22 protein-coding genes are annotated in these 19,992 nt (G+C 68.8%); 13 read left to right on the plus strand and 9 right to left on the minus strand.

Annotation, left to right across the window (positions count from 1 at the left end; all coding sequences use genetic code 11):
• Positions 1 to 83: 83 nt before the first annotated feature.
• From IAE58_RS15310 to rlmM, 4 genes are all read left to right on the plus strand, one after another.
• Positions 84 to 731 carry a hypothetical protein gene (locus tag IAE58_RS15310; RefSeq protein ID WP_199934002.1) on the plus strand — a complete coding sequence of 216 codons (648 nt, stop codon included), beginning with the start codon at positions 84 to 86 and terminating at the stop codon, positions 729 to 731.
• Between the two features lie 30 nt (positions 732 to 761).
• Complete coding sequence (locus IAE58_RS15315; RefSeq protein ID WP_199934001.1) at positions 762 to 1,499, plus strand: DUF6348 family protein; 738 nt, start codon at positions 762 to 764, stop codon at positions 1,497 to 1,499.
• A gap of 96 nt (positions 1,500 to 1,595) precedes the next feature.
• Positions 1,596 to 2,156 carry a nucleoside deaminase gene (locus IAE58_RS15320; protein ID WP_108761284.1) on the plus strand — a complete coding sequence of 187 codons (561 nt, stop codon included), beginning with the start codon at positions 1,596 to 1,598 and terminating at the stop codon, positions 2,154 to 2,156.
• Complete coding sequence (gene rlmM, locus IAE58_RS15325) at positions 2,140 to 3,207, plus strand: 23S rRNA (cytidine(2498)-2'-O)-methyltransferase RlmM (RefSeq protein WP_108755465.1); 1,068 nt, start codon at positions 2,140 to 2,142, stop codon at positions 3,205 to 3,207. The genes IAE58_RS15320 and rlmM overlap by 17 nt, the downstream gene beginning before the upstream one ends.
• A 167-nt stretch (positions 3,208 to 3,374) precedes the next feature.
• Here rlmM and IAE58_RS15330 read toward each other — a convergent pair whose 3' ends face one another.
• Together IAE58_RS15330 and ubiH are read right to left on the minus strand one after the other, a co-directional pair.
• A complete protein-coding gene (locus IAE58_RS15330) occupies positions 3,375 to 4,556 on the minus strand; it encodes a UbiH/UbiF family hydroxylase (RefSeq protein ID WP_199934000.1) in 1,182 nt (393 codons plus the stop codon).
• Positions 4,553 to 5,761 (minus strand): 2-octaprenyl-6-methoxyphenyl hydroxylase, encoded by a 1,209-nt coding sequence (ubiH, locus tag IAE58_RS15335; RefSeq protein WP_199933999.1) that lies wholly within the window; start codon positions 5,759 to 5,761, stop codon positions 4,553 to 4,555. Before ubiH ends, IAE58_RS15330 begins: the two co-directional genes overlap by 4 nt.
• 109 nt (positions 5,762 to 5,870) lie before the next feature.
• On the opposite strand from ubiH, the gene IAE58_RS15340 reads away from it, so the two are divergent.
• From IAE58_RS15340 to IAE58_RS15380, 9 genes are all read left to right on the plus strand, one after another.
• On the plus strand, positions 5,871 to 6,455 hold the full coding sequence (locus tag IAE58_RS15340) for a hypothetical protein (RefSeq protein WP_199933998.1): 585 nt from the start codon (positions 5,871 to 5,873) through the stop codon (positions 6,453 to 6,455).
• Positions 6,456 to 6,463: 8 nt separating this feature from the next.
• Positions 6,464 to 7,018, plus strand: a complete 555-nt coding sequence (locus IAE58_RS15345) for a cob(I)yrinic acid a,c-diamide adenosyltransferase (protein WP_108755461.1) — start codon at positions 6,464 to 6,466, stop codon at positions 7,016 to 7,018.
• Between the two features lie 4 nt (positions 7,019 to 7,022).
• Positions 7,023 to 7,961 carry a histone deacetylase family protein gene (locus tag IAE58_RS15350; protein ID WP_199934005.1) on the plus strand — a complete coding sequence of 313 codons (939 nt, stop codon included), beginning with the start codon at positions 7,023 to 7,025 and terminating at the stop codon, positions 7,959 to 7,961.
• Between the two features lie 89 nt (positions 7,962 to 8,050).
• A complete protein-coding gene (lptD, locus tag IAE58_RS15355; protein ID WP_325166860.1) occupies positions 8,051 to 10,495 on the plus strand; it encodes an LPS-assembly protein LptD in 2,445 nt (814 codons plus the stop codon).
• Positions 10,492 to 11,835, plus strand: a complete 1,344-nt coding sequence (locus IAE58_RS15360) for a peptidylprolyl isomerase (RefSeq protein WP_199933996.1) — start codon at positions 10,492 to 10,494, stop codon at positions 11,833 to 11,835. The genes lptD and IAE58_RS15360 overlap by 4 nt, the downstream gene beginning before the upstream one ends.
• Positions 11,836 to 11,838: 3 nt before the next feature.
• On the plus strand, positions 11,839 to 12,819 hold the full coding sequence (pdxA, locus tag IAE58_RS15365; protein ID WP_199933995.1) for a 4-hydroxythreonine-4-phosphate dehydrogenase PdxA: 981 nt from the start codon (positions 11,839 to 11,841) through the stop codon (positions 12,817 to 12,819).
• Complete coding sequence (gene rsmA, locus IAE58_RS15370) at positions 12,816 to 13,619, plus strand: 16S rRNA (adenine(1518)-N(6)/adenine(1519)-N(6))-dimethyltransferase RsmA (RefSeq protein WP_108748589.1); 804 nt, start codon at positions 12,816 to 12,818, stop codon at positions 13,617 to 13,619. The genes pdxA and rsmA overlap by 4 nt, the downstream gene beginning before the upstream one ends.
• A gap of 13 nt (positions 13,620 to 13,632) precedes the next feature.
• On the plus strand, positions 13,633 to 14,016 hold the full coding sequence (apaG, locus tag IAE58_RS15375; protein WP_108748588.1) for a Co2+/Mg2+ efflux protein ApaG: 384 nt from the start codon (positions 13,633 to 13,635) through the stop codon (positions 14,014 to 14,016).
• A 15-nt stretch (positions 14,017 to 14,031) separates the two neighbouring features.
• Positions 14,032 to 15,054, plus strand: a complete 1,023-nt coding sequence (locus tag IAE58_RS15380; protein ID WP_199933994.1) for a symmetrical bis(5'-nucleosyl)-tetraphosphatase — start codon at positions 14,032 to 14,034, stop codon at positions 15,052 to 15,054.
• A gap of 176 nt (positions 15,055 to 15,230) precedes the next feature.
• Here IAE58_RS15380 and IAE58_RS15385 read toward each other — a convergent pair whose 3' ends face one another.
• Genes IAE58_RS15385 through IAE58_RS15415 form a run of 7 tightly spaced genes read right to left on the minus strand, consistent with a single transcriptional unit; the run spans position 15,231 to position 19,860 of the window.
• Positions 15,231 to 15,722: a dihydrofolate reductase gene (locus IAE58_RS15385; protein ID WP_199933993.1), complete on the minus strand. Its 492-nt coding sequence runs from the start codon at positions 15,720 to 15,722 to the stop codon at positions 15,231 to 15,233.
• A gap of 13 nt (positions 15,723 to 15,735) precedes the next feature.
• Positions 15,736 to 16,299, minus strand: coding sequence for a hypothetical protein (locus IAE58_RS15390; protein ID WP_233614955.1), 564 nt, complete (start codon positions 16,297 to 16,299; stop codon positions 15,736 to 15,738).
• Complete coding sequence (locus IAE58_RS15395) at positions 16,296 to 17,090, minus strand: thymidylate synthase (protein WP_199933992.1); 795 nt, start codon at positions 17,088 to 17,090, stop codon at positions 16,296 to 16,298. Before IAE58_RS15395 ends, IAE58_RS15390 begins: the two co-directional genes overlap by 4 nt.
• Positions 17,087 to 17,974 (minus strand): prolipoprotein diacylglyceryl transferase, encoded by an 888-nt coding sequence (gene lgt / locus IAE58_RS15400; RefSeq protein WP_199933991.1) that lies wholly within the window; start codon positions 17,972 to 17,974, stop codon positions 17,087 to 17,089. Before lgt ends, IAE58_RS15395 begins: the two co-directional genes overlap by 4 nt.
• A gap of 51 nt (positions 17,975 to 18,025) precedes the next feature.
• Positions 18,026 to 18,520: a TPM domain-containing protein gene (locus IAE58_RS15405; RefSeq protein WP_108748583.1), complete on the minus strand. Its 495-nt coding sequence runs from the start codon at positions 18,518 to 18,520 to the stop codon at positions 18,026 to 18,028.
• Complete coding sequence (locus tag IAE58_RS15410; protein ID WP_200734984.1) at positions 18,520 to 19,236, minus strand: TPM domain-containing protein; 717 nt, start codon at positions 19,234 to 19,236, stop codon at positions 18,520 to 18,522. Before IAE58_RS15410 ends, IAE58_RS15405 begins: the two co-directional genes overlap by 1 nt.
• A 3-nt stretch (positions 19,237 to 19,239) precedes the next feature.
• On the minus strand, positions 19,240 to 19,860 hold the full coding sequence (locus IAE58_RS15415) for a LemA family protein (RefSeq protein WP_108752217.1): 621 nt from the start codon (positions 19,858 to 19,860) through the stop codon (positions 19,240 to 19,242).
• Between the last annotated feature and the right edge of the window lie 132 nt (positions 19,861 to 19,992).

A 19,992-nucleotide genomic window follows, 5' to 3' on the forward strand; every position in this document is an offset into this window, starting at 1 on the left:
GGGGCCCGGGGGGGGGGGGGGCCGGGGGGGGGGGGGCGGCCCGCCGGGCGGCCCCCCCCCCCCCCCCCCCCACGCCCGCGACAATGACCGCCGCCCCCTCCGCCCTGCTCTGGTTCCTGTCCCAGCACCCGTTGCTGGCATTGCCGGTGCTGATGGCGCTGGCCGGGCTGCTGTCGTGGTGGCGGCGCACCCCGCTGTACCTGATCGCCATGTTTCCGCTGGCGATGCTGAACATTTTCCTGGGTTCGTTCGTCAACGCGGCCTGGGTGAACGGGATCGGCGAGCGTGGCGAAGCGGTGATCGTCAAGGCCGAGGAAACCAGTTCCACCCTCAACGACCGCTACATCTGGCGTTACGAGGCGGTGGTGCATACCGCCGATGGCCAGGATGTGGACGTGGTGTTCCATACCAACACGATCTCGCTGTGGCCGCTGGAAAACGCGATCCGCATTCCGGCGCAGGGCCAGCCCTTCGTGGTGAAGTACGCGCCGGGCTTCCCGCGCAGCATCGTGATCCTCAGCAACGAATCGCCGCATGGGATTGCCCAGTCCCGCGCACGCGCACGCGAGCGGGTGGAGGTGGCCGCGCGCAGGCTGCATTTCAGCCCCGGCAACGAGCGCTTCCGCGCCGATTACCGCCGCGAGCTGGACACCTGGCTGCGCGACCATGGCGATGACCCGCAGCAGCAGGCACAGGCGCAGCGCTACCGCGACGAACGCGAAGCGCTGTGACCGCTGCCCCCTTTCACTGACAGGCCTGACATGACCGCTACCGCCAACCCGTTTCTTCCGCTGCTGATGCAGGTCCTGCACGGCCGCGACATTGCCTGCACCGTCGACGGCACCGAGCTGGTGCTGGACAGCGGCCTGCGCCTGGTCGCGCACGGCGTTGCGTCGAACGCCCGCGACAATGGCGGCTGGCAGACCTCCACGGTGATCGAGGCACGCCATCCGGAACTGTTCGCTGACGGTCTGTTCGAGTACCAGCACGCCGCCGGCGACAGCGAGCAGGATGCAGTGCTGTCCGGCTTCGAAAACTGGGTGCGGGTCGACCTGGCCACCCTGCAGGCGGCCATCAGCGCCGACGATGCGCCGGAGCTGCAGATGCTGACCCTGCGCTACCCGGCCGAGGAAACCGGCACGGCGCTGGCGCGCGCGGTGGTGCTGGGGCCGCTGGCCCACTACCGCAGTGAACCCCGCGATGAAACCGCCGCCTGCAGCGAGGACGACCACGGCTCCTGCCCCTGCTGCCTGTTCACCCAAAGCCTGGAGGCCTTCAACGATCTGCTGAAGACCCGCCAGTTCCTCGGCATCCGCCTGTTCGCCTCGCGCGATGCCGACGGCCAGTGCGAGGCCGACTGCCGGGTGAACGGCCATGATTTCCCCGCCGCCCTGCCCCTGCTGCGCGCCTACGCGGCGCGCTGGCCGCAGGCCGGGTTGGAATTCCGCAAGCAGTACGTGGTGATCCGCACCGACACGGACGCCGAAACCGACGCCTGATCCCGCACCGACACCCCCGCTGCATGCCGCTGCGGCTACACTGCGCGCCGGCTGTTGTTCCTGCCCCACCTTTCCACCCTACGAGGCACCCCCGCGATGCTGTACGCGCAAGTCCACCTGACCCTTCCCGCCTGGATCCACGACCAGATCGACCTGGATCGTCGCTATCCGGGCGACGAGGCCAAGGTCGCACTGGCGATCGAGCTGTCGCGGCTGAATGTCGAACACGCCAGTGGCGGCCCGTTCGGCGCCGTCGTGTTCGGCCCCGATGACAAGGTGATCGCCGCCGGCGTGAACCGCGTCGTGCCGCACGCCACCTCGCTGGCGCACGCCGAAAACATGGCCTACATGCTGGCCCAGCAGCGCCTGCAGACGCCGCGCCTGAACGCGGTGCTGTCGCCGGTCACCCTGGCCACCAGCTCGCAGCCGTGCTGCCAGTGCTACGGCGCCACCGTGTGGGCCGGCATCGACCGCCTGCTGATCGGTGCCAGCTCGGCCGACGTGGAAGAACTGACCCCGTTCGACGAAGGCCCGCTGCCGGCCGACTGGGTGGGCGAACTGAACAAGCGCGGCATTGAAGTGGTGCAGGGCCTGAACCGCGAAGCGGCGCGCGGCGTGCTGCGTGCCTATGGGGAAGCCGATGGCACCCGTTACTGAGACCGGTATCGGCCTGCTCTGCCTGTGTCGGCAGGGCTTCGAGCCCGAGCTGGCCGGCGAACTGCAGCACCGCGCCGGCCAGGCCGGTTTCGCCGGCTATGCACGCACCCAGCGCAATGACGGCTACGTACTGTTCATGTGCGACGAAGCCGCGGCGCTGGCCCCGCGCCTGCCGTGGCGCGAACTGATCTTCGCGCGGCAGAAGCTGGTGGTGCTGGCCGAGCTGCCGCAGCTGGACCCGAGCGACCGCATCACCCCGATGCTGGAGGTGCTGGCCGATGCGCCGCGCTTCGGCGATCTGTGGGTGGAACACCCCGATTCGGATGCCGGCAAGCCGCTGTCCGGGCTGGCCCGCGCGTTCGGCAATGCGTTGCGCCCGGCGCTGCGCAAGGCCGGCAAGCTGACCGACAAGCCGAACCCGCGTCTGCCGCGGCTGCATGTGGTCTTCGTCGACGGCACCCATGCGTTCGTCTGCGTGGCCGACCCGGCCGACAGCGCGCCGTGGGCGTTGGGCATTCCGCGCCTGAAGCTGCTGCCGGAAGCCCCGTCGCGTTCGGCGCTGAAGCTGGATGAGGCACTGCTTACCCTGCTGGCACCGGACGAGCGCGAGGCGCTGGTGAAACCGGGCATGCGCGCGGCTGACCTCGGTGCCGCCCCCGGCGGCTGGACCTGGGTGCTGACCCGCCAGCACGTGCATGTGCTCAGCATCGACAATGGCCCGCTGCGCCAGCACGTGCTGGACACCGGCCTGGTCGAACACCTGCGCGCCGACGGCTTCCACTGGCACCCGGACCAGGCGCTGGACTGGATGGTCTGCGACATGGTCGAACAGCCGCGCCGCGTGGCCGAACGCATGGCCACCTGGTTCCGCGAAGGCTGGTGCCGGCACGCGATCTTCAACCTGAAGCTGCCGATGAAGAAGCGCTGGGACGAGACGCGGTTGTGCCTGGACCTGTTCCAGGAACAGGCGGGCAAGCCGCTGGTGGTACGGGCCAAGCAGCTGTACCACGACCGTGAAGAGATCACGGTGCTCGCCTCACCGCTGCGCTGAGGCGCGCACCGCGCGGTGGTGGGTGCCAACCGTGGTTGGCACTGGCAATCGTCATCCACGCATGGCGTGGATCTACTGAAAAGACGGCGGTAGCGCCGGGCCATGCCCGGCGGCATCCGTTGACCGCGCTGCGCGCTCGCCGGGCCCGGCCCGGCGCTACCGGCGGGTTACACGCCGGCGGCGCGCTTCCAGAATGCCTGTACCACCGGCGGCCACTTGCCCACGCAGCCCAGCGCGCGGCCGCGGGCCAGGGTCAGGTGCATTTCGTCGTTGGAAAACAGCCGGTTGATCGCATCGAAGCTGTAAGCGGCGATCTGGTTGTCACTGCGCCGTTCGCGCGCCCAGCGCTGCAGCCGCTGCGGCGACAGGCGCGGCTGGCCACGGCGCTCGGCTGAGGGTGCCAGCCACTGCTGCAGGGCAGCCACGTCGCGCAGGCCCAGGTTCACCCCCTGGCCCGCCAGTGGGTGCACCACGTGCGCCGCATCGCCCAGCGCCAGCACGCGACCGGACACATAGTGGCGGGCCAGCTGCCGGCGCAGCGGGAACGCCGCGCGCGCCGAGGCCAGGCGCAGTTCGCCCAGCCGGCCGGCAAAGGCGCGGGTCAGCTCGCGATTGAACGCGGCGTCGTCCAGCGCCAGCACGCGTGCCGCTTCGTCTTCCGGCAGGGTCCACACGATCGAACTGCGGCGCTCGGCCACCGGCAGCAGGGCCAGCGGGCCGGTCGGCAGGAAACGCTGCCAGGCCGTGGCCTGGTTGGGCAGCGCGCTGTCCACGTAGGCCACCACGCCACGCTGGTGATAATCGTGCGATTCCACCTCGATCCCGGCCAAGCGGCGCAGGGTGGAATCGGCGCCATCGGCGGCCACGGCCAATGCGGCATCCACGCGACGCCCATCGTCCAGCCGCAGTCGTACACCTTCGTCGTCCTGTTCCAGCGCTTCCACCCGCGCCGGGCAATGCAGCTGCACGCCCGCCGCCGGCAATGCGGCCCACAGGCGGTCCTGCAGCAGGCCGTTCTCAACAATGAACCCCAGCTCGCGCCGACCAAAGCGGTCTGCGTCGAACAGCAGGTCATCGCCGCCGCCCGCATCCCATACCTGCATGCGCCGGTAGGGCCAGGCACGCGCCTGTGCAATGGCCGGCCAGACGCCGAGGCGCTGCAGCAGCTGCACGTTGTCGGCGGCGAAGGCGAACACCCGCAGATCCGGCTGCGCGGCCTGCCAGGCCGGCGGCTCGCGCCCTTCAACCAGCGCCACCGACAGACCGGCATCGGCCAGCGCCAGAGCACACGCGGCACCAACAACGCCGCCGCCCACCACGGCCACATCCGCGCGCATGCGCCGGCTCATGCAGCCTCCCCGCGGCACAGGCGCGGCACGTCACCACGGAAGCCCATGGCACCGCCGACCAGCATCGACTGCACCGAGGCGCGTTGTGCCGCCACCAGGCCCAGGCTGCGCAGCGGGCGCAGCAGCGGTGCCGGATTGCTGGTCAGCCGGGCCAGCCCACCGGAAAACGCCACCGTCTGCTGCCGGTCTTCCGCGCGCCGGGCCACGTAGGCCTGCAGCAGTGCGTCACTGCCCGCATCTTCATCGGCCGCTTCCAGCAGCTCTGCCAGCGTGAGCGCGTCGCGCAGGCCCAGGTTGAAGCCCTGCGCGCCCAACGGGTGGATGGTCTGCGCGGCGTTGCCCAGCAGCACCGCGCGTTCGCCCACCAGCGCGCGCGCCAGTACCTGCACCAGCGGGTAGGCACTGCGCGGGCCGGATTCCAGCAAGCGCCCGGCGCGCCAGCCCAGCGTGTGCTGCAGGCGCTGCAGCCAGGCCGCATCGTCCAGCGCCATCACCGCCTCAGCCTGGTCGCGGGCCACGCCGTGCACACAGCCGAAGTGGCGGTCGCCGCGCGGCAACAGCGCGGTCGGGCCGGTATCGGTGAAGCGTTCCCACGCGCTGCCATCGGGCGCGCGCTGGCTGCGCACGCGGGCCACGAACAGGGTCTGCTGGAAATCATGGCGGTCCACCGCAATGCCCAGCGCATCGCGCACGCCGCTGGCGGTGCCATCGGCCCCCACCACCAGCCGGGCCAGCAGCATGCGCTCGCCCGCATCGTCAGCCACATGGACCTGCCGGTAACCGTCGACCACCGCGCCCAAGCCGATGAAACGCATCGGGCGGTAGCGCTGCAGCTGCGGCAGTTCCTGCAGCCGCGCCTCCAGCGCCTGGCCGAAATCGCGGGCCACCACCACCTGGCCGAACCACGGCCGGTCGTAATCGGCCGCATCCATCTGCACGCGGCCAAAGTCGCCGGCGCGGCTGACGTGGATGCGACGGATCGGGCCGGGCGGCATCGCCAGCTTCTGCATCACCCCCAGTGCGGTCAGTGCGTTTACGGTGGCCGCGGCGAAACTGAGGTTGCGCTGGTCGAACACCGCCGGCAGTTTACCGGCCGGGCTGGCTTCCAGCAGCGCCACGTTGCGGCCCAGCCGCTCCAGGGCGATGGCCAGGCTGGCCCCGACCAGACCGCCACCGACGATCAGCACGTCATGTCGTTCACTCATGGGCCCATGATACGCGCTCGCCACGCCATCCAGACCCGGCACGCCGCGCCTGCGCAGGACCGCGCGGCGGGCTAGAATGGAAGCTGAATCCGCCCCACGGGTCTTCGCCATGTCCGACACCGCCCATCGCGCCTTTGTCCTGTCCGTGCTTGTGCTGCTGCTGGCGGCGACCCGGGTGAACCACTTCGCGGCCATCCCCGATGCCTCCTGGGCCGTATTCTTCATCGGCGGCTTCTATCTGGCCCGCTGGACCCGCTGGGCGTTCCCGCTGCTGATGGTGTTCGCCGTGCTGGTGGACTGGATCGTGATCCGCAGCACGGGGCTCGACTTCTGGCAGCACTACTGCGTGTCGCCGGGTTACTGGCTGCTGTTGCCGGCGTATTTCTCGCTGTGGGCCGGCGGCCTGCTGCTGGGCCACAACTACCACGGCGCGCACTGGTCGGTGCTGGCCAAGGGCGTGCCGCTGCTGGTGGTGTCGGTGGCGCTGTGCCACCTGCTGGCCCAGGGCGGGTTCTACTGGACCAGCCGCAACGTGGCCGAACCGACCCTGGCCGGCTGGGTACAGAACTACGCCCAGTGGTTCGGGCCGTACCTGCGCACCACCGCCATCTACGTGGCCCTGGCCGCCGCGCTGCAGCTGGCCGTGGAGCAGATGCTGAAGCTGCACCAGGCCCGCCGCGACATCCACCACTGAGCACCGGCATGGGGCATCGGCTTTCGCGCATCTACACCCGCACCGGCGACGACGGCAGCACCGGCCTGGGCGACGGCAGCCGGGTGGCCAAGGACGATCTGCGGGTCGCCGCCTACGGCACCGTGGACGAAGCCAATGCCGCCTTGGGGCTGCTGCTGGCCGTGCCACTGCCTGACGACGTGCGTGCGCTGGTGGTGCATCTGCAGCACCAATTGTTCGATCTGGGCGCCGAGCTGTGCGTGCCTGGCCATGCAGCCATCCATGCCGCCGACGTTTCCGCGCTGGAACAACAGCTGGACCATTACAACGCCGGCCTGCCCATGCTGAAGGAATTCATCCTGCCCGCTGGCGGCGAGGCGGCGGCGCGCTGCCACCTGGCCCGCACCATCGTGCGCCGCGCCGAGCGCGAGACGGTCAGCCTGGCCCGGGCGCAGGCCGTGCGCGGCGAAGCCCTGCACTACCTCAACCGCCTGTCGGACCTGCTGTTCGTGCTGGCCCGCGTGCTGGCCCGCGCCGATGGCCACGGCGAAGCGCTGTGGCAACCGCAGCACCGGCAGGCCTGAGCACGTGCGGGTCTTCACTCATCCGTCCTGCCTGCTGCACGACCCGGGTCCGGGCCATCCCGAATGCCCGCAACGGCTGCAGGTGGTGCTCGACGCCCTGCAGCAGGCCTTCCCCGGCCAGCTGGACTGGCAGCAGGCCCCGCCGGCCAAGTTCGGCGAGCTGAGCCGGGTCCACGACAGCGCCCTGCTCGACTTCGTGCTGCAGCCGCAGACCCTGCCGCTGCGCCAGCTGGACATGGACACCTGGACCTCGCCCGGTTCGGCCAGCGCCGCCGTGCACGCCGCCGGTGCCGGCGTGGCTGCGGTGGACGCGGTGATGCTGGGCGATGACCCGCTGGCGTTCTGCGCGGTGCGCCCGCCGGGCCACCATGCCACCAGCAGTACGGCCATGGGCTTCTGCCTGCTCAACAACATCGCCATCGCCGCCGCCTACGCGCGCGACCGCCACGGGCTGGAACGGATTGCCGTGGTCGACTTCGACGTGCACCACGGCAACGGCACCCAGGACATCTTCCAGCATGACGCGCGGGTGTCGTACTACAGCACCCACCAGGCCGGCCTGTTCCCCAACTCGGGCCTGCGCCGCGACCGTGGCGCCGGCAACCTGATGAACATCCTGCTGCCGCCGGGCAGCGGTGGCTTCCGCTTCCGCAACGTCTGGGCCGACGAGATGCTGCCGGCCATCGACGACTTCCGCCCGCAGCTGCTGCTGATTTCGGCCGGTTTCGATGCCCACCTGCGCGACCCGCAGGCAGACCTGATGCTGGAAACCGAGGATTTCGCCTGGATAACCGGCGAACTGCATGCGCTGGCGCGGCGCCATGGGGCCGGCCGCGTGGTGTCCATGCTGGAAGGCGGCTACGACCTGCAGGCGCTGGCCGAATGCAGCGTGGCCCACGTGCAGACCCTGCTGCAGGGGGCCGCTGCGGCGCGCCCAGAATGAACCCGAACCGGTCTGGGCCGGACGCCTTCATTGCCCCTATGCAAGGGATGGGGCAATCTACGGTCCGTTTTCGCCCGAATCCGAACCGCGTGCGCCGAGCCCTCCGCCTGCTTCCCCTGCCCCTGAGCATCGCTGTCTGCCTGCCGGCGATGGCCGATGACAAGCCGCTCAACTGGGGCCTGTGCCCGGCCACCGAAGTCATTCCCGCCTTCACCGATGCCCCCACCCCGGTACCGGGGCAGGACGCGGCCGCCGCCAGCGCCCAGCGCGAGCAGCAGCCCACCGACATCGAAGGCGACCAGCTGCTGGGCACCACCACCGTGCCGCAGTACCAGGGCAACGTGGCCCTGCGCCGCGGCGACCAGTTCGTGGGTACCGACAAGCTCAGCTTCGATACCGACACCGGCAACTACATCGCCGACGGCAACGTACGCTACCAGGATTCCTCGATCCGCATGGTGGCCAAGCGCGCCGAGGGCAACCAGGAAAGCGACACCCACAAAATCACCGACATCCAGTACCAGCTGGTGTCGCGCCGTGGCAACGGCCAGGCCGAATCGGTCGACCTGCAGGGCGCCGTGGGCCAGATGCATCGCTCCACCTACACCACCTGCGACCCCTCGCAGCCGGTGTGGAAGCTGACCGCCCCGCAGATCGACGTGGACAACGACGAAGGCTTCGGTACCGCCCGCAACGCGGTGCTGCGCATCGGCAAGGTGCCGGTGCTGTGGGCGCCGTACTTCAAGTTCCCGATCGACGACCGCCGCAAGACCGGCCTGCTGTTCCCGCAGCTGGGCATGTCCGGCCGCAATGGTTTCGACTACACCCAGCCGATCTACCTGAACCTGGCGCCGAACTACGACGACACGCTGATGCCGCGCTACATGAGCGAGCGCGGGCTGATGCTGGACAACGAGTTCCGCTATCTCTACAACGGCGGCCGCGGCGAGCTGCTGACCGCCTACATCCCCAACGACAAGCTGCGCGACCGCGACCGCGGCCGGGTGATGTTCAGTGGCTACCACAACGTGGACAGCCACTGGCAGGCCCGCGCCAACCTGGCCTGGGTGAGCGACGAGCGCTACGTGGAGGATTTCTCCAACCGCCTGGTCGGGGTGACCGCGTCGAACCTGCAGAGCACCATCGGCCTGTACGGCACCGGCAAGGACTGGACCGCCGGCATCATGGCCGACCGCTGGCAGCTGACCGACTACACCCTGACCGAATCGGCACTGGCCTACAACCGTCAGCCGCGCCTGTACTTCACCTGGGACAAGCCGCTGCTGCCGTGGGTCGAAACCAGCCTGTACGCCGAGGCGGTGCGCTTCACCCACGATGACGTGCACGAGAAGTACGGCGCGGACCAGGAGTATGCGCGCACCGGCAACGTGACCCGCATGGACGGCGGTTCGCGCTTGGACATCAAGCCATCGATCTCGTTCCCGTTCAGCGGCGCGGCCTGGTATGTCACCCCGACCCTGGCCTACCGCTATACCGCCTATGACCTGGAACGTGGCCTGGCCGACAGCATCCGCAGGACCGTACTGGTCTCGCAGGGCATCGACCCGGCCACGGCCAGCGCCGAACAGCTGCGCGGCAACACCTCGCCCAGCCGCTCGCTGCCGATCGCCAGCCTGGACGCCGGCCTGTTCTTCGACCGCGAAACCACCATCGGTGGCAAGTCCTTCCTGCACACCCTGGAGCCGCGCCTGTTCTACCTGCGCACGCCGTACCGCAACCAGGACGACCTGCCGCTGTTCGACACCCGTGACTTCACCTTCAGCTGGGGCCAGCTGTTCCGCGATTCGCGCTACACCGGCGCCGACCGCCAGAACGATGCCAACCAGCTGACCATGGCGCTGGGCACCCGCTTCATCGACCAGACCACCGGCAAGGAACGGTTCTCGGGCAGCATCGGCCAGATCCAGTACTTCGACGAATCGCGGGTGACCACCACCCCGGGCGGCGCACCGGTGGAAAAGGGCAAGTCGGCCTGGATCGCCGACGCCAACTACATGGTGAACGACCGCTGGACCCTGAGCGCCACCTACCAGTGGGACCCCAAGTACAAGCGTGAGGACCTGGCCAGCTTCCGCGCCCGCTACCTGATGTCCAACGATGGCGTGGTCAACCTGACCTACCGCCACCGCATCAACCCCGACGGCACTGACCTGCTGAAGCAGGCCGACCTGTCGTTCCTGTACCCGCTGAATGCGCGCTGGAGCCTGGTCGGCCGCTACTACTACTCGCTGGAAGACAAGGCGCCGCTGGAAATCATCGGCGGCGTGCAGTGGGACAGCTGCTGCCTGGCCGTGCGCGCCGTGGCCCGCCGGTACGTGCGCAACCGCGAAGGCGACCTGAACAATTCCATCCAGATCGAGTTCGTGCTGAAGGGCCTGAGCTCGCTGGGCCAGGACACGGACCGTACCCTGCGCCGTGCTATCCTCGGGTACAACCGCGACGACCTTTATCTGGTGCCGCCCAGCAATACCGGGGTGACCCGGGACGACTACGATCCGAATCTGATCCCATGACCAAGCGCTTCCCCGTTCTTCTCGCCTCGCTGCTGGCGGTGTCCAGCGTGTCCGCCCCCCTGCAGGTCATCGCGCAGGAGGCCCAGCCGCTGGACCGCATTGCTGCGGTCGTCGACGAGGACGTGGTACTGCAGAGTGAACTGCAGCGCGCCATCGCCAACATCAAGGCCCAGTACGTGGGCCGCGAAAACCAGCTGCCGCCGGACGACGTGCTCAGCCGCCAGGTGCTGGAGCGCCTGGTGCTGGTGAAGCTGCAGGTGGCCCGCGCCCAGGGCAGCGGCATCCGCGTCAGCGACCAGGAACTGAACCAGGCGATGAACTCCATCGCCCAGCAGAACGGTTCCAACCTGGACAGCCTGCGCCAGCGCTTGGCCCATGACGGCATCGACTTCGAGGAATTCCGTTCCTCGGTGCGCGACGAAATCACCGTGCAGCGCCTGCGCCAGAGCTTCGCGCAGAGCCGCATCAGCGTGAGCGAGGGCGAAGTGGATGCCGCGCTGAAGCAGCAGGCCACCGCCGGCAACCAGTACCACCTGGCGCACATCCTGGTCGCCCTGCCCGACGGCGCCAACGCCGACCAGATCGCCACCGGCCAGAAGAAGGCCGACGGCGTGAAGGCGCTGCTGGACAAGGGCGAGCTGGACTTCAACGCCGCCGCCGTGCGCTATTCGGACAGCCCCAACGCGCTGGAAGGCGGCGACCTGGGCTGGCGCACGCTGGACGAAATCCCGGCGGCATTCGCGCAGATGATGCAGCAGATGAAGGCCGGCGATGTGGTTGGCCCGATCCGCGGCCCCAGCGGCTTCCAGCTGCTGAAGCTGGTGGAAGTGCGTGATGCCAACGCCGCCGCCGGTGCCCACACGGTCACCGAATACCATGCCCGCCATATCCTGGTGCGCGTGGACGGCAACCAGACCGATGCCGCCGCCAAGGCCAAGATCGACACCCTGCGTGCCCGCGTGGCCGGGGGTGCCGACTTCGAGCAGGTGGCCAAGGAATCGTCGGAAGACAGCAACAGCAAGGGCCAGGGCGGCGATCTGGGCTGGTTCCCGGCCGATGCCTTCGGTCCGGCGTTCGGCCAGCAGGTCGAAGGCATCCAGGATGGGGGCGTCAGCCAGCCGTTCCGTACCGATGCCGGTTGGCACATCGTGCAGCGCGTTGCCACGCGCCAGACCGACGTGAGCAGCGACAACCAGCGTGCCCAGGTGCGTGAGACCATCGGTCGCCGCAAGCTGGAAGAGGAATACAACCGCTTCCTGCAGGAACTGCGCGGTGAAGCCTACGTCAGCTTCCGCAGCGGCGACCGGGCGGAAAACACCGCCACCCCGCCGCAGTCCTGACCCATGCGCCCCGAGCTCGCGCTGGTACCGGGCGAGCCCGCCGGGATCGGTCCGGAACTGTGTGTCCGCCTGGTGCAGCAGCCGCGCGATGATTGCCGGCTGCTGGCCTTCGCCGACCCGGACAGCCTGCGCGCGTCGGCTGCCGCGCTGAACCTGCCCCTGCAACTGCTGCCGGAAGATGCGCACGCGCGCCTGCCCGGCGATCTGCGCCTGCGCGTGGTCGCCAATGCCGTGCCCAGCCGCTTCGGCCAGGCCGACCCGGCCAATGCCAGCGCCGTCATCGGCGCCCTGCTCGGTGCCGGCCAGGCCTGCCTGTCCGGCGAACTACACGGCGTGGTCACCGGCCCGGTGCACAAAGCGGTCATCAACGAAGGCGGCATTGCCTACAGCGGCACCACCGAACTGCTGGCCGACCAGGCCGGGGTGAAGGTGGTGATGATGCTGGCCAACGACATCGTGCGCGTTGCGCTGGCCACCACCCACCTGCCCTTGCGCGAAGTGGCCGATGCGATCACCGCGCCCGCCCTGGAACACACCCTGCGCACGGTGCATGCCGCGTTGCGCGGTGAGTTCGGCCTGGCCGCCCCGCGCATCGCCGTGCTGGGCCTGAACCCGCATGCCGGTGAAGACGGCCATCTGGGCCGCGAGGAACTGGACCTGATCATTCCGCTGCTGCAGCGCCTGCGCGCAGAGGGCATGGATCTGGTCGGGCCACTGCCGGCCGACACCGCCTTCCTGCCGGCCAAGCTGGCCGGGTTCGACACCGTGCTGGCCATGTACCACGACCAGGGCCTGCCCGTACTGAAGTATTCGGGCTTCGAACAGGCCGTGAACCTGACCCTGGGCCTGCCTTACCCGCGCGTGGCGGTCGACCATGGCACCGCGCTGGACCTGGCCGGACGCGGCATTGCCGACCCGTCCAGCCTGCAGGCCGCCACGGCCCTGTGTGCGCAATTGGCCCGGCAACGTACACTGAGCGCATGAATTCCCCGCATTCCCCCTCCGGCCCGGTGTTTACCGCCCCGGCCAAGAAACAGCTTGGCCAGCATTTCCTGGCCGACCGCCACTACATCGACAAGATCGTGATGGCGGTCAACCCCAAGGATGGCGACCGCCTGGTCGAGATCGGCCCTGGGCAGGGTGCGATCACCCTGCCCCTGCTGCGCGTCCACCCGAAGCTGACGGTGATCGAGTTCGACCGCGACCTGATCGCGCCGCTCACCGCGGCCGCCGAGCCGCTGGGCGAGCTGACCATCGTCCACCGCGACGTGCTGCGCGTGGATTTCACCGAACTGGCCGCCGGCCAGCCGATCCGCCTGGTCGGCAACCTTCCCTACAACATCTCCTCGCCCATCCTGTTCCATGCGCTGGAACATGCCGCGGTCATCCGCGACATGCATTTCATGCTGCAGAAGGAAGTGGTCGACCGCATGGCCGCCGGCCCGGGCAGCAAGGTCTACGGCCGCCTGAGCGTGATGCTGCAGGCCTACTGCCAGGTCACTTCGCTGTTCGTGGTGCCGCCGGGCGCGTTCCGGCCGCCGCCGAAGGTCGATTCGGCCGTGGTGCGGCTGGTGCCGCGCGACCCGGCCACCATCGCCATCCACGATCACGCGCGCTTTGCCGAGGTGGTCAAGGCCGCCTTCGGCCAGCGCCGCAAGACCCTGCGCAACGCGTTGAGCAAGGTGGTGACCGCCGAACAGTTCGCCGCTGCCGGCGTGCGCCCCGATGCCCGTGCCGAACAGCTGGATGTGGCTGAATTCATCGCTTTGGCCAATGCCACCTGATTACACTGCCGGTATGGAAGACGCTGACGTTTACGCCATCTCCGTTGAAGTTGCCCCGCGCTTCCTCGACGACCAATCCGCGCCGGAAGACGGCCGCTATGCGTTCGCCTATACGATCCGCATCCGCAACCGTGGCCGCGTGGCCGCGCGCCTGGTTGCGCGCCACTGGCGCATCACCGACGCCAACGGTCGCGTCGAGCATGTCGATGGCGATGGCGTGATCGGCGAACAGCCGCGCCTGCGCCCCGGTGAAGACTTCCACTACACCTCGGGTGTCATGCTGGGCACCGACCACGGGACCATGCAGGGCCACTACGACATGGTTGCCGACGATGGCACTGAATTTGCCGCGCCGGTCGCACCTTTCGTGCTGGCCATCCCGCGTACCCTGCACTGACACGGAGGCCGGACGATGAGTGTGTGGGCGATCGGCGACCTGCAGGGCTGCTACGACGTAACCCAGCGCCTGCTGGAAAAGATCCGCTTCGACCCGGCGCAGGACACCCTGTGGTTCTGCGGCGATCTGGTGAACCGCGGTGGGCAATCGCTGGAAACCCTGCGCCTGGTGCATTCGCTGCGCGAGCACAGCGTGGTGGTGCTGGGCAATCATGATCTTTCGCTGCTGGCCGTGGGTGCGCGCACCGAGGAAGAGCAGCGCAAGGTCAACCCGGACCTGCTGCGCATCGTGCAGGCCGAAGACCGCGACGAGCTGCTGGAGTGGCTGCGCCTGCAGAAGCTGGTGCACGTGGACCGCGAGCTGGGCTGGATGATGGTGCATGCCGGCCTGGCGCCGAAGTGGACCACGCAGATGGCCGAAAAGCATGCCGCCGAAGTGGAAGTGCAGCTGCACGGCGCCGGCTATCGCAAGCTGTTCCGCAACATGTACGGCGACAAGCCCAGCTGGGCACCGAACCTGGCCGGCTATGACCGCTCGCGCGCGATCATCAACGTGCTCACCCGCATGCGCTACTGCACCCCGCGCGGGCGCATCGGCATTGAAGACAAGGGCACGCCCGGCACCCAGGAACAGGGGCTGTACCCCTGGTTCGAAGTGCCCGGCCGGGTCGAGCGCGACCTGAAGGTCGTGTGCGGCCACTGGTCGGCGCTGGGCCTGACCATCACCCAGGGCGTGCACGCCATCGATACCGGCGCGGTCTGGGGCGGCAAGCTGACCGCCCTGCAGCTGGATACCGATGAACTGCGCGTGGTGCAGGTGCCGGGACGCGATGTGCCGGCACCGGTCGCCAATGCACGGCCGCCGGCACGCCCGCCGCAGCCGCGTGCGCCTGCGGTGCAGACCAAGGAAGGCGGCAACGGCCAGCCGGCCGCACCGGGCAACCGTGGCCCGCGCCGCCGCCGCCGTCGCGGTGGTGGCGGTGGCGGTGGTGGCGGTGGTGGCGGCGGCAACAACAACGGCGCACCGCCGCAGAGCTGAAGGCACAGGGGTAGAGTCGACTGTCAGTCGACTATCGCGCGGAGCGCGGGGGTTCGCGAGGTCCGAACAAGAGCAGTCGACCAACGGTCGACTCTACCAGCCGACTATCGCGCGGAGCGCGGGGTTTCGCGAGGTCCGAACAAGAGCAGTCGACCAACGGTCGACTCTACCCGGGGTCAGCGGCGCACGTAGTGCGCGAAGCGGAACGCGTAGGCGTGGCGTGCGTCGGCCGGGTGCGATTCGCTGCTGGTTTCCTGCCACACCGCCGGGTCCACTTCGGGGAAATGGGTATCAGCCGGCACCTCGGCGTCCACCCAGGTCAGGTACAGGTCACTGGCCTGGTCCAGCAGCTGGTGGAAGATCTCGCCACCGCCAATGATGCACAGCTCGCTGGCACCCTCGCCTTCGGCAATGGCCTTGGCTTCGTCCAGCGAGGCAACCGCACGCATGCCCTCGAACGGCACCTGGCCGCTGCGGGTCAGCACCAGGTTGGTCCGCCCCGGCAGCACCCGGCCGATCGATTCGGCGGTCTTGCGCCCCATCAGGATCGGCTTGCCCAGGGTCAGCGCCTTGAAGTGCTTGAAGTCGTCCGGCAGGTGCCAGGGCATGGCATTGCCCTGGCCGATGCCACGGTTGCGGTCCAGCGCTACGACCATCGAAAGTTTCATCGCTGCGGTCTCCTCAACCGGCATTGGTCTGCAGGCGTTCACAGGCCGCCTTGGCGGCACTGGCCGCCCGCAAGGCTTCAGCGAAGCCCGGGCTGGGCGGGGACTTCTCATCCATGCCATCGACGATCTTCTGCATCTGCGCCTGCTCGATGTCCTTCAGGCCGGGGCCTGACAGGACCTCCGCGGACAACGCCGCCCTATCGGTGTCGGTGTCGGCAGCCCGCGCCAGAAACGCCTGCAACTGGTCGCTGGAATAGACGCTGGCGAGCTGCTGCTCGAGCACGCGCTGGTACTCCGGCTCTTCGATGCCCGCCTTGAGGTGCTCGGTCGTCGCCGCGTACATGCCGGTCACCGCCTCGCGCATCTGCGCCTTGCAACCTGCCGGAATGTCCACGGGCATCATCGTGCTGCCGTCGAATGCCGCGGCAAACGCGAGGGCTTCCTCGCGCATGTGTCTGTGCACGATCTGTGCGTTGACTTCACCGGCCAGGCCCAGCGTATCGGCCGGTGCCGCGTACGCGCCCGTGCACAGCACCCCGGCCAGCAGCAGCGGGGGCACACACCTGCGCAGCCTCATACCGCCACCGGGGCCTTGATGGCCGGGTGCGGGTCGTAGCCGTCAATGCGGATGTCGTCGAACTGGAAACCGAGCAGATCGGTCACCTCGGGGTTCAGCCACAGCTGGGGCAGCGCGCGCGGTTCACGCGACAGCTGTTCACGGGCCTGCGCGTAGTGGTTCGAATACAGGTGGGCGTCGCCCAGGGTATGCACGAAGTCGCCCACGCCTAGACCCGTGGCCTGCGCCACCATGTGGGTCAGCAGCGCGTAGCTGGCGATGTTGAACGGCACGCCCAGAAAAATGTCGCCGCTGCGTTGGTACAGCTGGCAGCTCAGCTTGCCGTCCACCACGTAGAACTGGAACAGGTTGTGGCACGGCATCAGCGCCATCTGCGAAAGCTCGCCCACGTTCCAGGCACTGACCACCAGCCGCCGCGAATCGGGATTGCGCTTGATCTCGTCCACCAGCCACTGCATCTGGTCGATCTCGCGGCCATCGGCGGTGGCCCAGCTGCGCCACTGCTTGCCGTACACCGGGCCGAGATCGCCATTGGCGTCGGCCCACTCGTCCCAGATGCGTACCTGGTTGTCCTTCAGGTAGCCGATGTTGGTGTCGCCCTTCAGGAACCACAGCAGCTCGTGGATGATCGAGCGCAGGTGCAGCTTCTTGGTGGTGACCAGCGGGAAGCCTTCGTTCAGATCGAAGCGCATCTGCCAGCCGAACACGCTGCGGGTGCCGGTGCCGGTGCGGTCACTCTTCTCGGCGCCGTGTTCGAGCACGTGCGAAAGCAGGTCCAGGTAGGCCTTCATGCCTTGCCCTCCGCCACCACCAGCGGCTTCGGCTGCAGCACCGGTGCACGGCGCGACAGTGCCAGCAGCACCAGGCCCAGCGCCACCAGGGGCAGGCTCAGCAGCTGGCCCTTGGTCAGCCAGCCGAAGGCGATGTAGACCCCGTTGTCGGGCATGCGCACGAACTCCAGGCCGAAGCGGAAGATGCCGTACATCAGCGCGAACAGGCCCGACACCAGGTAGCGGTGGCGCGGCTTGGCCGACACCATCCACAGCACGGTGAACATCACCACGCCTTCCAGCGCCGCTTCATACAGCTGCGAGGGATGGCGCGCGTAGGGGTTCAGCGCGCCGGTGGCGAACTGTGCCTTCAGCGTGGCCGCGTCCAGCTGGTTCAGCGGTGCCGGCAGGCCCGAAGGGAACACCACGCCCCAGGTGCCGTCGGTGTACTTGCCCCACAGCTCGGCGCCGATGAAGTTGCCCACCCGCCCCAGCGCCAGGCCGATCGGCACCAGCGGCGCCATGAAGTCGATCGTGTCGAACAGGTGCAGGCGCTGCTTGCGCGACCACCACCAGCAGGCCACCACCACGCCCAGCAGGCCGCCGTGGAAGCTCATGCCACCGTCCCAGACCTTGAACAGCAGCACCGGGTTGGACAGGAAATCGCCCAGTGCATAGAACAGCATGTAGCCGATGCGCCCGCCCAGCACCACGCCCAGCATGGCGTAGAACAGCAGGTCGGAAAAACCGTTGGCATCGACGCCCGGCAGGCGCCCCTGCGCGATGCGCTTGCGCCCCAGCAGCCAGGCTGCAGTGAAGCCGAGCAGGTACATGATGCCGTACCAGTGCACCTTGATCGGCCCCAGCGAAAGGGCAATGGGGTCGATATCGTGGAAATAGATCATGGAAGGTGCCTTGCAGTTGAACGCCTATTCTCGGGCCAGCGCCGCCGCGGCTCAACCAAGCAGCTGCGGGGTGTTGGGCAGCCCGTCATCGTCGGACCCCGAACCGGGCGGAAAGTGCCCGGCCAGCAGCCCGGAGACTTCATCGATGGCATCGCGCAGGGCCTGCACGGGCTCGCTGCCGCGCAGCCCTTCGCGCAGATGGGTGCAGATGCGCTGCCATTGCGCCGGGCTGACCCGGCCGTGCAGGCCGCGGTCGGCCACGATCTCGATGGCGTGGTCGGCCAGCAGCAGGTAGATCAGCACGCCGTTGTTGTGCGCGGTATCCCAGGTGCGCAACTGGGCGAAGGCCTGCTCGGCCGCCTGCCGCGGGGTCACCCGCCGCCACAGCGCGTGCAGGGGCAGATCGGCTTCCACCGCGAACATGACCTGGCCGCCGTGGCGCTGTTCACCACTGGCGATGGCCTCGGTGATCGCCTGCAGCGCCGCCGGCGGGAAGGCCCGCCGCAGCGACGGGGAAAACAGGTGCCGCCCGATGCGCCTGATCATCACCAGCCCCCCGAAGCGCCACCGCCACCGGAACGGCCACCGCCGCCGCCCCAGCTGCCGCCACCACCGCCGAAACCACCGCCCAGCAGGCCGCGCAGCGGGCGCGGCACCCGCGAGAACACCCCGCGCAGGATGCTGCCGGCAAATACGCCAATGAACAGCGCCAGCGCCCAGGTATCGCCGCCGTCGCCGCTGTCAGCGCCGCGCTGGCTGCTGACCGGTGCTGGCAGGGCCTCGCCATCGATCAGCTTGACCAGCACTGCGGTCGCTTCGGTGATGCCGCCGGCGTAGTCGCCGGCACGGAAGCGCGGCACCAGGTATTCCTGGATGACCCGGTTGGCAATGGCATCGGGAATCGCCCCCTCCAGCCCGTAGCCCGGTTCGATGCGCACCCGCCGATCGTCCTTGGCCACCACCAGCAGCACGCCGTCATCCACGCCCTTGCGGCCGACCTGCCATTGATCGAACACGCGGGTGGTGTACTGCGCGATGTCCTCGGGCTGGGTGCTGGGCACCACCAGCACCTGCAGCTGGCTGCCCTTGCGCTGCTGCAGCGCCAGCGCCTGCTGCACCAGTGCCTGCTTCTGCGTGGCATCCAGTGTGCCGGTGGTGTCGACCACCGGCGAATCCAGCGCCGGAATCGGCGCCAGCTGCTGCGCCTGCGCGGCCAGCGGCAGCCACAGCAGCAGGGCCAGCAGCGCGGTGGGCAGGCGCATGGATCAGTTCGCCGGCTGCGCTGCCGGCGGCTGCTGCGGCGCGTTGCCGAAATCGACCGCCGGCGCGTTGGAAATCTGCGCCTCGTTTTCCACGCTGAAGTTCGGCTTGGGCTGGTAGCCGAAGATCTTGGCGGTGATCAACTGCGGGAACGAGCGGATGTAGGTGTTGTAGTCCTGCACCTGCTGGATGTAGCGGCCACGGGCCACGGTGATGCGGTTTTCGGTGCCTTCCAGCTGCGCCTGCAGATCGCGGAAGTTGGCGTCGGACTTCAGCACCGGATAGTTCTCGGTAACCACCAGCAGCCGCGACAGCGCACTGCCCAGCTCGCCCTGCGCCTGCTGGAACTGCTTGAGCGAGGCTTCGTCATCGGCGTTGACGTTGATCTGGCCAACCCGCGAGCGGGCGTTGGTGACTTCGGTCAGCACGCGCTCTTCCTGGCTGGCGAAGCCTTTCACGGTCTGCACCAGGTTGGGCACCAGATCGGCGCGGCGCTTGTACTGGTTCAACACTTCGGACCAGCTGGCCTTCACGGCCTCGTCCTTCTGCTGGATGGTGTTGTAGCCGCAGCCGGAGAGCAGGCCGGCCAGCAGCAGCAGGGGCAGGACTCGGGTGAACAGGCGCATGGTGGCGATTCCGGGTGGACGATGTGCCGAGCATGCCACGGACGCGGTGAAAGATCGGCCATCGGGCGCCGCCCCCTCCGCGGTGGTGGTGCTCATCGATCATCGGGGTAGTCCGGGCGGGGGGGGGGGGGG

The sequence above is a fragment of the Stenotrophomonas sp. S49 genome (genome assembly GCF_016624905.1).
GTDB lineage: Bacteria > Pseudomonadota > Gammaproteobacteria > Xanthomonadales > Xanthomonadaceae > Stenotrophomonas.